The following is a 16,523-nucleotide window of genomic DNA, read 5'->3' as shown; positions in this document are numbered from 1 at the left end:
AGGCGGAGAAAGAGGGGGAGTCGTGGCCATCCACTCCATCACCGGGAGCCCGGCCGAGGTCGCCGGGGCGCGGCTCGCGGCCCGGTCCGTCACGGTCGGGTACGGCGCCCGGCCGGTCATCGAGGGACTCGACGTCGAGATCCCGCCCGGCGTGATCACCACGATCATCGGCCCCAACGGCTGTGGGAAGTCAACCCTGTTGCGGACCCTGGCGCGGCTGCTCAAGCCGGCCGAGGGGGCCGTCGTCCTGGACGGCGAGGACATCGCCCGGCTGCGCACCCGGGACGTGGCCCGCAGGCTCGGTCTGCTGCCGCAGGCGCCCGTCGCGCCGGACGGGCTGACGGTCGCCGACCTGGTGGCCCGGGGCCGTCATCCGCATCAGAGCCGACTGCGGCAGTGGTCCTCCGACGACGCCGAGGTGGTGGCGCGCGCCCTGGCCATGACCGGGGTGTCCGACCTCGCGGACCGCCCCGTCGACACGCTGTCCGGTGGTCAGCGCCAACGGGTGTGGATCTCGATGACGCTGGCCCAGGGGACCGGTCTGCTGCTCCTGGACGAGCCGACCACCTACCTAGATCTGGCGCACGCCGTCGAGGTGCTGGACCTCGTGGACGATCTGCACGAGTCGGGCCGCACCGTCGTGATGGTGCTGCACGACCTCAATCTGGCCGCGCGCTACAGCGATCACCTCGTGGTGATGCGGGACGGGGCGGTCCTCGCGCAGGGTGCGCCGCGGGACGTCGTCACGGCCGAGCTGATGCGGGAGGCGTTCGGGCTGCGCGCCCAGGTGATCGAGGACCCGGTGGGCGGCCGTCCGCTCATCATCCCGATCGGTCGCACACACGTACAACTTCCTTAGGCGGTAGGCAAGTTGACGTACTTAGGCTAGGTTTACCTTACCTGCATGAAGGTACGGTTTCGCTGCCTCGGACGGGGCTCGACAGCGCGACAGGCAAGGGGATTTCGGATGCTCCTGCACACCACTTTGCGGAAGAGGCCCCGGCGGCGGACGGCGGCGCTGCTGTCCGCCGCGGTCCTCGGCGCCGGCCTGCTCGCCGGCTGCGGATCCGACGACGACACGCCCGGCGAGGACCGCGGCGCCACCAAGGCGGCGGCCGGCGCCTTCCCGGTCACCGTGGAGCACGCCTTCGGCACGACCGAGATCACCGAGGCCCCCGAACGCGTCGTCACCGTCGGCTACACCGACGACCAGACCGTCCTCGCGTTCGGCATCAAGCCCGTCGGCATGACCGACCAGTACCCCAACCCCGCCGGCCGCAGCCCCGACATCAACACCCAGTGGCCGTGGGTGAAGGACAGATGGGGCGACACGAAACCAGAGGTCGTCATGAAGAACGGCGACTCCGGCCCCAACTACGAGAAGATCGCCGCCCTGCGCCCCGACCTGATCATCGCGGTCTACTCCGAGATCGACCGGGCCGGCTACGACAAGCTCTCCCGCCTCGCCCCCACCGTGGCCCGCACCAAGGCCGAGAAGGAACTCTTCAGCGCCCCTTGGCAGGACAACGCCCTGCACATCGCCAAGGCGCTCGGCCGGGCCGAGGAAGGCGAACGCAGGGTCAAAGACATCCAGGCCCAACTCGACCGGGCCGGCAAGGACCACCCCGAGTTCGCGGGCCGCACCGCCGTCGCGCTGTCCTGGTACGAGAACTCCGTGGCCCCGTTCACCTCCACCGACGTCCGCGGCCGGCTCGTCTCCGGCATCGGCTTCACGTACCAGAAGAAGATCGACGACATCGCCGACGGCAGCTTCTACACCAAGCTGTCGCCCGAACGCCTCGACCTCGTCGACGTCGACCACATCTTCGTCATCAACGACAAGGCCGACACCGAGGCCCTGAAGAAGTTCGAGCTGTTCACCAACCTCGACGCCGTGAAACAGGGCAACGTCTCCTACCTGCTCGACAGCGAGGGCCCCGCGGTCGGCGCCGCCATCTCCCAGGGCACCCTGCTGTCCATGCCGTACGCGGTGGACGAACTCGTGAAGTCCGCGGCCGGCCGGTGATGCCGGCCGGCACCCCCAGCCCCCGGCCCATCGAGGCCGCCGTATGACCACCGTCGACTCCCGTCCCGCGCCGGCCGTGCTGCGCACCGCCGGCGCGCGCGAGGCCGGCCGCTGGGTCGCGGCGCACTGCCGCGAGCGGCCCTGGCCGACCACCGCCACCGTGCTCACCACGGTGGCGGGCGCCGCCCTCCAGGTGCTGCCCGTGCTCCTGCTCGGCCGGATCGTCGACGCGGTCGCCGACGGCGGGCCGCGCTCGGTGCTCGTCACCGTCGGGACGCTGACGGTGGCCGCCGCGCTGCTCGGCGCCGCAGCCACCGCCGCGTCGGCCTACCTCATCGGCCGCCTCGGCGCCGACCTGCTGGCGCGGCTGCGCGAAGGGGCCGTCCGCGCGGTGCTCGCCATGCCCGGCGACCGCGTCGAGCAGGTCGGCAGGGGAGACGTCCTCTCCCGCGTCGGCGACGACGTGGCCGTCGTCTCCAAGGGCATCCGTACGGCCGTCCCGACCGTGTTCTCGGCGGGCGTGCTGGTCGCCATCGCCACCGCCGGCATGTTCGGCCTGGACTGGCGGCTCGGCCTTGCGGGCGCCGGTGCCCTGCCCGCCTACGCGCTGGCGCTGCGCTGGTATCTGCCCCGGTCCGCCCCGCTGTACCGGCGGCAGCGGCTGGCGCAGGCGGACCGGGCGCAGGCCCTGATCAGCGCCCTCGACGGGATCGACACGGTCCGCGCCCACCGGCTGGAGGAGCCCTTCCGGGAGAAGGTCACCGCCGCGTCCTGGCGGGTGCGCGAGCTCGGCATCGACGTGTTCCGCCTCTTCGGCCGGTTCGTCGGCCGGGAGAACCGCGCCGAGTTCATCGGGCTCGTCCTGATCATCGGTGTCGGTTACGCGCTGCTGGAGGCCGGTGCCGCGAGCCTCGGCGAGGTCGCGGCGGCCCCCCTGCTGTTCCACCGGCTGTTCACCCCGCTGGGACTGATCATGTTCACCTTCGACGAGGCGCAGAAGTCGGGCGCGAGCCTGACCCGGCTGGTCGGCGTCCTGGGGGAGGAGGCCGGGGAACGCCTCGTCGGAGACCCCGCCGTCGCACCGCCGGGCCAGGTCCCGCACCCGGTGGTGGTCCGCGGTCTGACGTTCCGTTACCCCGGCGGCGAGGAACCGGTCCTCAGGGACATCGACCTGACCATCCCGGCGGGCGGCTCCCTCGCACTCGTCGGCGCGACCGGAGCGGGCAAGTCGACACTCGCCGCCCTGGTCGCGGGCATCGGCATCCCGCAGTCCGGGTCGGTACGGATCGGACCGGCCGATCTCGCCGAGCTGGACGAGGCGGGGGCCCGCGCCCTGGTGAGCATCCTGACGCAGGAGACCCATGTCTTCTCCGGGCCGCTCGCCGACGACCTGCGGCTGTCCGCGCCCGGGGCGACCGACGCCCAGCTGTGGGAGGCGCTGCGCACGGTCGGAGCCGACAGCTGGGTCCGGCTGCTCCCCGACGGCCTGGACACACCCGTCGGTGAGGGCGGCGAACGCCTGGACGTCACCAAGGTCGCCCACGTCGCTCTGGCCCGCCTGGTCCTGGCCCGGTCACCCGTCGTCGTGCTCGACGAGTCCACCGCGGAGGCCGGCAGCGAGGGGGCCGCCGAACTGGAACGCGCGGTGCGCGCCGCCTGCGCGGGCCGCACCACCCTGTTCGTGGCCCACCGGCTCACCCAGGCGGTGGCGGCCGACCGGATCGCCGTCCTGGACGCGGGACGGGTCGTCGAACAGGGCACGCACGAGGAACTGGTCGCCCTGGGCGGCCGGTACGCCCGTCTCTGGCAGGCGTGGCGCGAAGGCGGCCGGGCGGGCCCGGAGGGGCTCCCACAGGACTTCGGGAAAGGGTGCTGAGTCTTCGATGAGCGAACCGGACGCACGGCTCGTACGGCTCTCTCCCGCACGCCTGACCGAGGTGCGCGGGCGGACCGGCGACCACTCCGACACCACCATCACCCGGGCGTGCGCCATCGCCCTGTCCTACTGGGCCCGCGGCCACGGCTGCGACGGCCTCGACCTCACCCCCGGCACGCTGTTCGCCGACGTCCTCGGCTGGGCCGAACACGGCGGACAGGGCCCCGCCGACTGGCCGATCGACGCCGACGGCCGCGGCATCCACGTCCCGGACGGCGTCGATCCGTCCGAGGCGCAGCTCGCCCTCGACGACCTCGCGGACTTCCCCGACCGGCCCCTCGGCACCGTCGGCCCGGCCGGCGCCGCCGACCGGCTGGCGGCACTGGCCCGCTGGAACGACACCCGCGTCGACCGGATACGCCCCACCCTCATGGCGCTGTTCCTGGAGCAGGCCCGCCGCAGGCCGGACGCGATCGCCGTGGTCGACGAACGCCGAGCCCTGACCTACCGTCAGGTCACGGAACTCTCAGCCCAGTTGGCCCACCACCTGATCGCGCGCGGACTCACCGCCGAACAGGTCGTCGGCATCTCCCTCGCCCGTTCCGCCGAGCTGGTGGTCGGACTGCTCGGCGTCCTCCGCGCCGGCGGCGCCTTCGTCCCGCTCGACCCCCAGTGGCCCGCCGCACGCCGGGCCGTCGTCGTCCAGGACGCCGATATCGTCCTCCAGCTCAACGCCACCGGCACGCACGACCGTGCCGAACCCCCGGCCGTGGCGGTCGACCTGGACGAGTGGAGCCACGGCACCCACCCGGCCACGGACCCCGGTCTCTCCGTCCACGGCGACCGGCTCGCCTACGTCATCTTCACCTCGGGGTCCACCGGCCGCCCCAAGGGCGCCATGATCCGGCACGAGGCGATCAGCGAGCGTCTGCTGTGGCAGAGCGGCGAGATCCTGCGCTTCGGCCCCACCGACGCCTCCCTGTTCAAGGCTCCCCTGTCCTTCGACATCTCCATCAACGAGATCTTCCTGCCGCTGGTGAGCGGCGGCCGCCTGGTGGTCCTGCGCCCGGGCGGCGAACGCGACCCGCAGCATGTGCTGAGCGTGATCGCCGAGCAGCGCGTCACCTTCACCTACCTGGTGTCGTCCATGCTGGACGTCCTCCTGGAGATCGCCGGGGACTCCGGCGGCCTCGACAGCCTGCGGCACGTCTGGTGCGGCGGCGAGGTCCTGACCCCCGAGCTGTACGAACGGTTCCGCGCCCGGCTCGACATCCCCCTCTACCACGGCTACGGCCCCGCCGAGACGACCATCGGCGTCTCCCACGTCATCTACCGGGGCGCCGCCGAACGCCTGTCGACGTCCATCGGCAAGGCCAACCCCAACACCCAGCTGTACGTCCTCGACCGCGAACTGCGGCCCGTCCCGGTCGGCGTCGGCGGCGAACTCTACGTCGGCGGGCTGCTGCTGGGCCGCGGCTACGCCGGCGCGCCCGGCCTCACCGCCTCCCGCTTCGTGGCCAATCCGTTCGCCGACGACGGTTCGCGCCTCTACCGCACCGGCGACCTCGCCCGGTACGCCCCCGACGGCTCCCTCGACTTCCTGGGCCGCGCCGACAACCAGGTCAAGATCCGCGGGATGCGCCTGGAGATCGAGGACGTCGAGACCGGCCTCGCCGAGCACCCCCGCGTCCGTCACACCTGCGTCGTCGCCCGCAAGAACACGGCGGGCGGCACCTATCTCATCGGCTATGTCATCCCCACCACCGGGAACGAGGACCTCACACCGGACGACGTCAGGGCGTGGGCCACCACCCACATGGTCGACCACATGGTGCCCGCCCACATAGTCGTCCTGTCGCGCTTCCCGCTCACCGCCAACGGCAAGCTCGACCGCGACGCACTCCCGGACCCCGACCTCGGCACGGCCACGGTCGCCCGCCCCACCACCGACGCCGAACGCACGGTCTGCGCGGCCGTGGCAGCCGTCCTGGGACGCGACGAGGTCGGCGTCGACCAGGACTTCTTCCGGCTGGGCGGCGACAGCATCCTCGCCATCTCCCTGCTGAGCGCACTGCGTGACGCCGGACTCCACGTCACCGCACGGCAGATCTTCGCCCACAGCACCGTCGGTGCGCTCGCTGCCGTCGCGAGCCGCCAGGACACCGCACCCCTGGACCACCGCGACATCCCGACCGGCCCCGTCGTCGGCTCGCCCATCGTGCAGTGGCTCGGCGAGACGACCGACGCCGTGGACGGCTTCGTCCAGTCGGTCGTCCTCAACACCCCGCCCGCGCTCACCGCCGGGACACTCGACGCGATCCTGACGGCCGTGGTCCGCCACCACCCCATGCTCCGGGCCCGGCTCGTACGCGGCGAACGCTGGAGCTTCGACATCCCCGAGGCCGGGGACACCACCGCCGACTGGCAGGAGAGTGACCTCCCCCTCGGCGCCTGCGTCGCGCTCGCCACGGAGGGACTCGACCCGGCGGCCGGTGTGATGCTGCGCGCCATATGGCGCCGCACCACACGTCAACTCGTCCTCGTGGCCCACCATGTGGTGGTCGACGGGGTGTCCTGGCGCATCCTGATGGACGACCTCGCCATGGCGTGGCGCCACATGTCCGCGGGGACGCCCATCGAACTGCCCCCGACCGGAACGTCGTTCCGCCGCTGGACCCAGCTCCTCGAACTCGCCGCGTTCGACGCGGACAGCTCCGTCCACCGGCGCCCGCTGCCCGCCGAGGACCAGCCGCTGGGCCGGCGGCCCCTCACCCCCGCCGACACCGTCGCCACCGAACGGACGGCCACCGTCGCCGTCGACGCCCGTACGACGGCCGCGCTGCTCGGCGAGATCCCCGCGAGGTTCCACGCGGGCGTGGACGACGTCCTGCTCACCGCGCTCGCCGTCGCCCTCGCCCGCCGGCGCCGGGACCTGGGGCAGCGCCAGACCTTCGCGCACATCGAGCTGGAGGGGCACGGCCGCGAGACCGGGTTCGTCGCCCGGGCGGCCGGCCTCGAACCCGAACTGTCGCGCACGATCGGCTGGTTCACGACCCTGTGCCCGGTGACCGTGGACCCCGGCACGGCCCCCGACCTCACCGACCCGGCCTATCTGACCTCGGCCCTCAAGGCCGTCAAGGAGGACCTGGCCCAGGTGCCGTACCACGGCATCGCGTACGGCGCCCTGCGCCACCTGACACACACGACGTTCGACAACCCGCCACCACAGGTGCTGTTCAACTACCTGGGCCGCTTCGCAGGCGGATCCGATGTCGACTGGCAACTGGCCGTCGCAGCAGGTCAGCTGGGCGAGCGACGCGATCCGCGGATGCGTCTGCCGCGCGCCCTGGAGTTCAACGCGGTCGCCGAGCCCGGGCCGAGCGGCGCCCACGAACTCGTCACGACTCTGTCCTGGCCGGACGGCATGTTCACGGACGAGGACATCGCCGCACTCGGCGGCCACTTCCGTACGGCCCTGGAAGGACTGGCCGCCCTCGACCCCACGGGCGGCCACTCACCCAGCGACTTCCCGCTGGTGCCGCTCACCCAGGCCGACGTCGACGCCCTGGACGGCCCGGCCCTGCGGGACATCCTGCCGCTCACCCCGCTGCAGGAGGGCCTGTACTTCCACTCCGTCTACGACGACGACGCGGCCGGCGCCTATGTCGAGCAGCAACTCCTCACCCTGGACGGCGACGTGGACCCCGAGCGGCTCGCGGACGCCGCCACCCGGCTGCTCGCCCTGTTCCCCAACCTGGCCGCGCGGTTCGTCGCCCTCACCGACGGCCGGGTCGTCTCCGTCCTGGAGCGGGACGTACGGGCCCCCTTCACCACCCTGGACCGCCCCGGCATCGGCGACGACGAGCTGCGTGAACTCGCCGAGCGGGACCGCCGCGCCGGGTTCGACCTGGCCACGGGCCCGCTGATGCGGTACACGCTGGTCCGATGCGGACCGGGCCGCAGCGTCCTCGTACAGACCGTGCACCACGTCATCGCCGACGGCTGGTCCGTCCCGCCGATGCTGCGGGCCCTGCTGGACGAGTACCACGCGCCCGGCAGCCGGTACCCGGCCGACGGCTTCGCCGACCATGTACGCCGGCTCGCCGCCCTCGACGACGAGGTGAGCGACCGCGTGTGGCGCGAGCGGCTGGCCGCACTGCCCGGCCCCGCGCTGGTCGCCGAGGGGCACACCCCCTCGGACCGGTTCGCCGACGTCTGCGTGGTGCCCGACGGGGACCCCGACACAGCCGCGCGCACGGCCGGAGTCCCGCTGAGCGTGGCCGTGCACAGCGCCTGGGCGCTGACCCTGGGCGGCATCCTGTACCGCGACGACGTGGTGTTCGGGTCCACCGTCTCCGGCCGGGACGCGGACGTGCCCGGCATCGAGGACATGGTCGGCCTGTTCATCAACACCGTGCCCGTGCGGGCCCGCTGGACCGGCACCACCACGGCCCGGGACCTGCTGGCCGAGGTGCGCGCCCACCAGAGTGCCGTCCTGGCGCACCAGCATGTCTCGCTCGCCCGGATCGCACGCCAGGCGGGGACCGGCACGCTCTTCGACACGCTGGTCGTGTTCGACGTCGCCCCCGACGTGGCCGGGCTGCGGCGCCCCGGTGACACGCTGGTCGTCACGGACATCGTGAACGAGGGCGCCCCGCACTACCCGCTGACCCTGGTGGTGGAGCGCGACTCCGACGGCCGCTCCCGCTTCCGGCTGATCCATGACGCGGCTCTGCTCCGCGAGACCGGGGCCCGGTCGATCCTCGACACGTTCACGTCGACCCTGGCCGCTCTCCTCGACCGCCCGGACACGGCGGTACGCGACCTGCGGGCACCGTACGTTCCATGGGAGACGGCCCCCACGACCCTGGCCGACCGCTTCGACGCCGCCGCCCGCCTGGACCCGGACGCCACGGCCGTCACCGAGTGCTCCCTGGACGGGGCCGGGCGGTCGATGACATACGGCGAACTGGCGTCCAGCAAGAACGAGTTGGCGGCCGTCCTGCGGGCGGCCGGGGTGCGGCCGGGCCGACGGGTCGCCGTCGCCGTTCCACGCTCCGCCGCACAGACAGTCGCTCTTATCGCCGTCGTCAGCGCGGGCGGCGCCTACGTCCCGCTGGACCCGGCGTACCCCGACGAACACCTGCGGTACGTCCTGTCCGACGCGGCCCCGCACGTCGTCCTCGTGGCCCCTGAGCTGCGCGAACGCTTCGCCGGGCTGCTGGCCCGGGCGGGATCGGAGGCGCGCGTTCTGGTTCCGGGCGACGACGAGGTGCCGACTGCCTCCGACGGCCCCCGCCCCGCACCGCACGACCCCGCCTATGTGATCTACACGTCCGGCTCCACCGGCCGCCCGAAGGGGGTCGTCGTCCCGCACTCCGCCGTGACCTCCCTGCTCGACCGGACCCGGCCGCTGATGGACACCGGTCCGGACGACGTCTGGGCGCAGTTCCACTCCGCGTCCTTCGACTTCGCCGTCTGGGAGCTGTGGGGCGCGCTGACGCGCGGCGCCGAACTCCTCGTCCCCGACCACGCGTTGACCCGCTCCCCGGTCGACTTCCACCGGCTGGTGCGGGAGCGCGGGGTGACCGTGCTCAACCAGACGCCGTCGGCCTTCTACCAGTTCGCCGAGGCCGACCGGGCGGCCGGGGTCCCGCTGTCCGCCCTGCGCCGGGTCGTCTTCGGCGGCGAGGCCCTGGACCTCGGCCGGCTGCGCGGTTGGGTCGACCGGCACGGCACCCGGACACCCGAGCTCGTCAACATGTACGGCATCACCGAGACCACGGTCCACGTCACCCACCGCGCCCTGACCGACGAGGACTTCGCGCACGACACGGGCGCCAGCCCCATCGGCGGCCCGATCCCCGGCCTCGTCACCCACCTGCTGGACGAGCGGCTCAGGCCCGTGCCGCCCGGTCGTGTCGGTGCCGTCTACGTGTCCGGCGACCAGGTGTCCCTCGGGTATCTGGGCAGGCCCGCGCTCACCGCCGCCCGCTTCGTGGCCGACCCGTTCGCGGCGGACGGCTCCCGCATGTACCACACGGGCGACCTCGCCATACGCACCCTCGACGGCGAGCTGGAGTTCGTCGGCCGGGCCGACGACCAGGTGCAACTGAAGGGCTACCGGATCGAGTTGGGCGAGGTCGAGGCCGCGATCCGGGGCCTGGACGGCGTGACGGACGTGGCCGTCACCGTGGCCGCGAGCGACGACCACCTGATCGCCCACCTCGTGGGCGAGATTCCCGGCGACCTCACCGCCCTGCTCTCCGCGAAGCTGCCCGCGCACATGGTCCCGGCCCGGGCCGTACGGATCGACGCGCTGCCACTCACCGTCAACGGCAAGCTGGACCGCGCGGCCCTGACCGTGCCCGCCACCGAGGACGACACTCCGGCGGCCCTCAGCACCGACGGCGGGCTGGCCGCGCTCGTCGACCTGTTCACCGAGACGCTGCCCGGCGTCCCCGTGGACGCCGACACCGACTTCTTCCGGGCCGGAGGCGACAGCATCGTCGCCCTCACCGTCGTCAACCGGGCCAGGACGCGCGGTCTGCCGCTCACACCCCGGGACGTCTTCCTGCTGCGCACCCCGCGCGCCCTCGCAGGCCACCTGGCGACGACCGCACCGCAGCCCGCGCCCACCCCCACGCGTCGCCGTACCGACGGGGCCTTCCCGCCCACCCCGATCATGCTGCGGCAACGCGAACTGGGCGGCTCCCTCGCCCGGTTCGTCCAGGCCAGGACCCTGGTGGCCCCCCAGGGCACCACGCTCGCCGACATTGAGCGGGCCGCACGTGCCGTCGTGGCCGCACACCCCGTGCTCAGGCTGAGGCTGCGCGTCGAGCACGGCGTGTGGACCCTCGCCACGGAACCGACCCGCGAGGTCACCGTCGTACGACCCGACCGGCCCGACCCCACCCACGGATCGGCCGACCTGCTCAACCCCGCCCACGCCGCCGACCAGGCCGCCGACCGTCTCGACCCCGTCTCCGGTGACGTCATCGCCTTCGCCTGGCTGGAGGCGAGCCGTACGCTCGTCGTCACCGTCCACCACCTCGCCATCGACGCCGTGTCCTGGCTGGTCCTCCTCGACGACCTCACCGCGGCCCTGCGCGGCGACCCTCTGCCGCCCCCCACCACCTCGTACGCCGAGCACGCCGAAGCCCTCATGCTCACCTCCGCCCGCACGGCCGGTGACCTCGGGCACTGGCTCAGCACCCTCCAAGCGCCGCCGCTGCTCGCCGACGTCCAAGGCAGCCGCCGCACCCGGGTCGTCGTGCCCTCCGACGTCACCGCGCGCCTCACGCGCACCGCACTCGGCGTCGGCACCACCGAACTGCTGTGCGGCGCCCTGCGCACCGCGCTCACCCGGATCCAGGACACGCCCACCGACCTGGCCGTGGAGCTGGAGCACCACGGCCGGGTGCCGGCGTCGGTCCACCACGACTACAGCCGCACCGTCGGCTGGTTCACCGCGATCGCCCCGGTTCGGCTGACCGCCCACACCGACCCGCTCACCGCCGCCCGCGAGGTCGCCGCGCGCCGGCCCGGCGAGCACGCCCACGTCGGCTACGGGCAACTGCGCCACCTCGACCCGCAGACCGCCCCGCTGCTCACCGCCCGCCCCCAGGTGCTCTTCAACTACCTCGGCCGGGCGAGCGAGTCGCAGGCGATCCACCTCGATCCCGGGGATCAGCAGAGCCCGTACGCGGTCGAGGTCGACGCATGGCTCGAAGGCGACGCCGAACAGCCGGCCCTGCACGCCGAGTTCACGCTCGCCGACGGCGTCCCCGACGATCTCGTCCGGCACTGGCACGCCGACGTGGAGCGTCTCGCGGACGCCGTGGCCTCCGCCGAGCGCACCGCACCGGTCACCCCGCTCCAGCGCGGCCTGTACTTCCAGGCCCAGCTTGCCGGCGCGGCGGCCGGGCACTATGTGGCGCAGAGCTGGTTCACCTTCGACCGCCGTCTCGACCCGGACGCGCTGACCGACGCCATGGCTCACGTGATCGCCCGTCACCCGGGTGTCGGCGCCGGCTTCACCACCGACGCCGACGGCAACCCCGTCCAGACCCTCGCGCCGGGCCGCCGGGTCGAAGTCCGCATGCTCGAAGTCTCAGACACCGAGGTCGACGCACTGCGCGCACGGGACCGGGCCACCGGCTTCGACCTCGACGCGCCCCCGCTGATCCGGCTGACCGTGGTCCGCCTGCCCGGCGGGCACGACGGGCTGCTGCTCAGCCACCACCTGCTGCTGTGGGACGGCTGGTCCCGGGAGATCGTGCTGCGCGAGCTGTTCGAGGCCTACCGGGCCCTCCTCGCGGGCGAGACCCTCGATCCCACCCCGGCCGTCCCCTCGTTCGAGGAGCACGCGCGGGCCCTCGACGCCCGGGACCCCGCCGACGCCGAGCGGTTCTGGGCCGGGCACCTGGCCGGGCTGCCCGGGCCGACCCTGCTCGCAGGGCCCGCGCCGGACCTCGCCGACGACCTGCCGGGCACCCTCGTACACACGCTGTCCACCGAGTCCTCCGACCTGCTGAAGGACGCCGCCAAGGCCCACGGGGTCACCCTGAACACTCTGCTGACCGCCGCGTTCGGACTGTTTCTCGGGGCGCGCACCGGACGGGCCGACGCCGTGTTCGGGGTGACCGTGTCAGGACGGGACGGCGACGGTCTCGCGGACATGGTCGGCGTCCTGCTCAACACCGTGCCCCTGTGGACGCGGCCGCGGCCCCACGACACCGTGCGCGCCTGTCTGACGGCCGTGCAGGAGGCGCGGGTCGGGGCGATGGAGCACGAGCATCTGGGGCTCGGCGAGATCCAGCGGGCGGCCGGGCACGACACGCTCTTCGACAACCTGTTCGTGCTCCAGAACTTCCTGGACCTGGACGCCTTCGCCGCGATGAACGCCCGGCACGGCATCACCTCGGTCCGGGCCGACGACTCCACGCACTACCCCTTCACCTGGGTCGTCACCCCCGGCGACCGGCTGACGGTCAAGCTGGAGCACCGGCACGGCGACACCGCGAGCGCCCGGCTCCTGCTCGACGACTATCTGCGGATGCTCGACGGACTGGCCCGGACGACCGGCCCGCTGGGCGCCCTGCCCGGGCTTGCTCCCCGGCCCGTCCCGGGCGAGCGCACGCCGATCGGCACCGACACCGTCGTGGACCGGTTCGACCGGGCGGCGGACCGGCACCCCGGGCGGACCGCCCTGGTCGCCGCCGGAGAGACCCTGACCTTCGCCGAACTGCGCGACCGCAGCCGGGAGGTCGCGGGTGTGCTCGCCCGGCCCGGCATCGGCCCCGAGACCACCGTCGGCCTCGCGATCCCGCGCTCCCTGGACTCGATCGTGGCCCTGTTCGCCGTGCTGCGTGTGGGCGCCGCCTATGTGCCGCTGGAGCTGGACCACCCCGACGAGCGCATCGCCGCGATCCTCGCGGACGCCCGGCCGGACGTGATCCTCACCGTGCGGTCCGTCGCACCCCGGCTCACCGGCGACCTGATCGAGCTGGACGCACCCCTGCCGGACGCGGAGCCGTTCACGACGTTCGCGCCGGACGACCCCGACCGGCTGCGGCACCCCGCGTACACGATCTACACGTCCGGGTCGACGGGACGGCCCAAGGGCGTCGTGACCGAGTACGCCGGACTCACCAACATGCTCGTCAACCACCGGCGCCGCATCTTCGACCCCGTCCTGGCCGAGCACGGCCACCGTGTCTTCCGCGTCGCGCACACCGTCTCGTTCGCCTTCGACATGTCGTGGGAGGAGCTGCTGTGGCTCGCCGACGGCCATGAAGTGCACATCTGCGACGAGGAGTTGCGCCGGGACGCGCCCCGGCTCGTCGCGTACTGCCTGGAGCACGCCGTAGACGTCGTCAACGTGACCCCCACCTACGCCGGGCAGCTGCTCGCCGAGGGCCTGCTCGACGACCCGGGCCGGCGGCCCCCGCTGGTGCTGCTGGGCGGCGAGGCCGTCACCCCGGCCCTGTGGCGGAGGCTCGCGGACACCGAGGGGACGGTCGGATACAACCTGTACGGGCCGACCGAGTACACCATCAACACCCTCGGCGCCGGCACGTTCGACTGCGCCGACCCGGTGGTGGGCGTCCCCATCGACAACACCGACGTGTACGTCCTCGACCCCTGGCTGCGGCCCGTCCCGGACGGCGTCCCCGGCGAGCTGTACGTGTCGGGCGTCGGTATCGCGCGCGGCTATCTCGGGCAGCCCGCCGGGACCGCGCACCGCTTCGTGGCCTGCCCGTTCGGCGCGCCCGGCGAGCGCATGTACCGCACCGGGGATTTGGTGGCCCGGCGGCCCGACGGGCATCTGACGTACCTGGGCCGCATCGACCGGCAGGTCAAGATCCGCGGCCACCGTGTCGAACCGGGGGAGGTGGAGGCCGCGTTCGCGGCCCACCCGGCGGTCCGGCAGGCCGCCGCCGTCGCCCAGCCCGACCCCCAGGTCGACGGCGCGTACCGGCACGCCGCCTATCTGGTCCTGGCGGACGGCGCCGACCTGGCCGCCGTCGCCGGCGAGGCGGGCGCCGCGCTGCCCGACTTCCTGCGGCCCACGCACTACGCCGCTGTCGACGCCGTCCCGCTGACGGTGAACGGGAAGGCCGACACCGAGGCCCTGCCCGAGGCACGCCCGCTCGGCGCGCTCACCACAGCGGGGGAGCGGGGGCCGAAGACCGCGACGGAGACCGCGGTGTGCGAGGCCTTCGCCGAGGCACTGGATCTGGACGACGACGAGGTGAGCGCGGTGGGCGACTTCGTGGCCCTGGGAGGCCACTCCATGCTGGCGGTGCGGCTGGTCGGGCTGCTCCGCCGCGAGTTCGGTCCGGTGCTCACCCTCCGCGACCTGTTCACGCTCCGCACCCCCGAAGCGATCGCCCGGCACCTCGATGAACACGCCTGACCAGGGGCCCCGCACCGGGGCCGAGATCCTGCGCACCGCCCTGCGGCGCAACGTCGGCGCCATGGCGAGCGGCACCCTCCTCATGGGCCTGTACCAGGCGGGGGAGACCGCCTTCCCGATCGCGCTCGGCCTGATCGTGGAGCACGCCCTGCGCGACCGCGCCCCCGAGGCCCTCGCGCTGTCGGTCGCCGCGCTGGCGGTGATCATCACGACGGTGTCCCTGTCGTGGCGGTTCGGGATGCGCGTCCTGCAGAAGGCCAACACCACGGAGGCGCACCGCTGGCGGGTGCGGGTCGCCTCCCACGGGCTGCAGCCGGTGGCCCGGGACGTCGATCTGAAGTCCGGCGAGATCCTCACCGTCGCCACCGAGGACGCCGACCAGACGGCCGACATCATCGAGGTGGTGCCGCTGCTCATCAGCTCCCTGGTGGCGGTGCTGGTCGCGGCGGTCGCGCTGGGCATCGCCGACCTCCGGCTCGGACTGCTGGTCGTCGTGGGCACCGTGGCGATCCTGACGGTGCTCAGCGTGCTGTCCCGGCGGATCGGGGCGAGCACGCGCGAGCAGCAGGCGCGGGTGGCGCGGGCGGGCGCGAAGGTCGCCGACCTCATCACCGGACTGCGCCCCCTGCACGGCTTCGGCGGGAACCACGCCGCGTTCCGCTCGTACCGGACGGTGAGCACGGAGGCCAGGCGCCAGGCGGTCACCGTCGCCAAGGTGAACGGCGTGTACGCGGGCACCGCACTGGCCCTGAACGCCGTCCTCGCCGCCGCCGTCACCGTGCTGGCGGGCTGGCTGGCGTTCGAGGGCCGGATCGGCGTCGGCGAACTCGTCATGGCGGTGGGGCTCGCGCAGTTCATCATCGAACCGCTGAAGATGTTCTCCGAGATGCCGAAGTACGTGATGATCGCGCGGGCCTCGGCCGACCGCATGGCCCTCGTCCTGAGCGCCCCGCCGGTGATGACCCCCGGCGACGGGCGCCCCGCCCCTGCTCGTGGCCTGGAGGTGGACGGTGTCCGCCACGGGGCGCTGCGCGGACTGAAGTTCCACGTCCAGGCGGGGGAGTTCGTCGCGATCGCCGCCTACCGGCCGCGCGCGGCGGCCGACCTGGCGGCGGTGCTGGCGGTGAACGTCCCGCCGGACGCGTACGAGGGCGAGGTCCGGGTCGGCGGGCGGCCGCTGCCGGAGCTGTCCGTGGCGGCGGTCCGCGAGCATCTGCTGGTGAACCCGTACGACGGGGAGATCTTCGCGGGCACCCTGCGCTCCAACATCGACCCGTCGGGCACCGGCCGCCCGGTCCGCGAGGCCGTCGAGGCGTCCCTGCTCACCGATGTCGTGGCCCTGCACCGCGACGGACTCGACCACGCCGTGCGCGACCGGGGCGCCAACCTCTCCGGCGGCCAGCGGCAACGGCTGTCCCTGGCCCGCGCCCTGTTCGCCGGCCCCGACATCCTGGTCCTGCACGACCCGACGACCGCTGTCGACGCCGTCACCGAGCAGTTGATCGCCCGCAACATCGCGAGAGTGCGCCGCGGCCGCACCACCCTCGTCATCACCGCGAGCCCGGCCCTGCTGGACGCCGCCGACCGGGTCCTCGTCCTCGACGACGGCGTCGTCACGGCCGAGGACACCCACCGCAACCTCCTGGCCCGCGACGCGGACTACGGCAGGGCGGTCGCCCGGTGACGGGCGCGGCGGACGC

Annotated in this window: 5 protein-coding genes; all 5 read left to right on the top strand. The window is 73.5% G+C overall.

The window, feature by feature from the left end; all coding sequences use genetic code 11:
- The first annotated feature begins 22 nt into the window (after positions 1–22).
- The 5 genes from DC008_RS03475 (at position 23) to DC008_RS03455 (ending at position 16,507) form a co-directional block, all read left to right on the top strand.
- The gene (locus tag DC008_RS03475) at positions 23–859 is read left to right on the top strand and encodes an ABC transporter ATP-binding protein (protein ID WP_108705660.1); all 837 of its coding nucleotides are present in this window, start codon (positions 23–25) and stop codon (positions 857–859) included.
- Positions 860–967: 108 nt separating this feature from the next.
- Positions 968–2,026: an iron-siderophore ABC transporter substrate-binding protein gene (locus tag DC008_RS03470; RefSeq protein WP_108705659.1), complete on the top strand. Its 1,059-nt coding sequence runs from the start codon at positions 968–970 to the stop codon at positions 2,024–2,026.
- A gap of 43 nt (positions 2,027–2,069) precedes the next feature.
- A complete protein-coding gene (locus DC008_RS03465) occupies positions 2,070–3,902 on the top strand; it encodes an ABC transporter ATP-binding protein (RefSeq protein WP_108705658.1) in 1,833 nt (610 codons plus the stop codon).
- A 7-nt stretch (positions 3,903–3,909) separates the two neighbouring features.
- Complete coding sequence (locus DC008_RS03460) at positions 3,910–14,823, top strand: non-ribosomal peptide synthetase (RefSeq protein ID WP_108705657.1); 10,914 nt, start codon at positions 3,910–3,912, stop codon at positions 14,821–14,823.
- Positions 14,810–16,507: an ABC transporter ATP-binding protein gene (locus DC008_RS03455; protein ID WP_108705656.1), complete on the top strand. Its 1,698-nt coding sequence runs from the start codon at positions 14,810–14,812 to the stop codon at positions 16,505–16,507. Before DC008_RS03460 ends, DC008_RS03455 begins: the two co-directional genes overlap by 14 nt.
- Positions 16,508–16,523: the final 16 nt, after the last annotated feature.

It is taken from the genome of Streptomyces nigra, assembly GCF_003074055.1.
Lineage (GTDB): Bacteria > Actinomycetota > Actinomycetes > Streptomycetales > Streptomycetaceae > Streptomyces > Streptomyces nigra.
Note: the sequence above shows the minus strand (reverse complement) of the source record. Positions and strands in the feature narration are given on the sequence as shown.

Coding starts and splice junctions, on each gene's coding strand:
- DC008_RS03465 (WP_108705658.1), top strand. CDS start 2,070: ATGACCACCGTCGACTCCCGTCCCGCGCCGGCCGTGCTGCGCACCGCC.
- DC008_RS03455 (WP_108705656.1), top strand. CDS start 14,810: ATGAACACGCCTGACCAGGGGCCCCGCACCGGGGCCGAGATCCTGCGC.
- DC008_RS03470 (WP_108705659.1), top strand. CDS start 968: ATGCTCCTGCACACCACTTTGCGGAAGAGGCCCCGGCGGCGGACGGCG.
- DC008_RS03460 (WP_108705657.1), top strand. CDS start 3,910: ATGAGCGAACCGGACGCACGGCTCGTACGGCTCTCTCCCGCACGCCTG.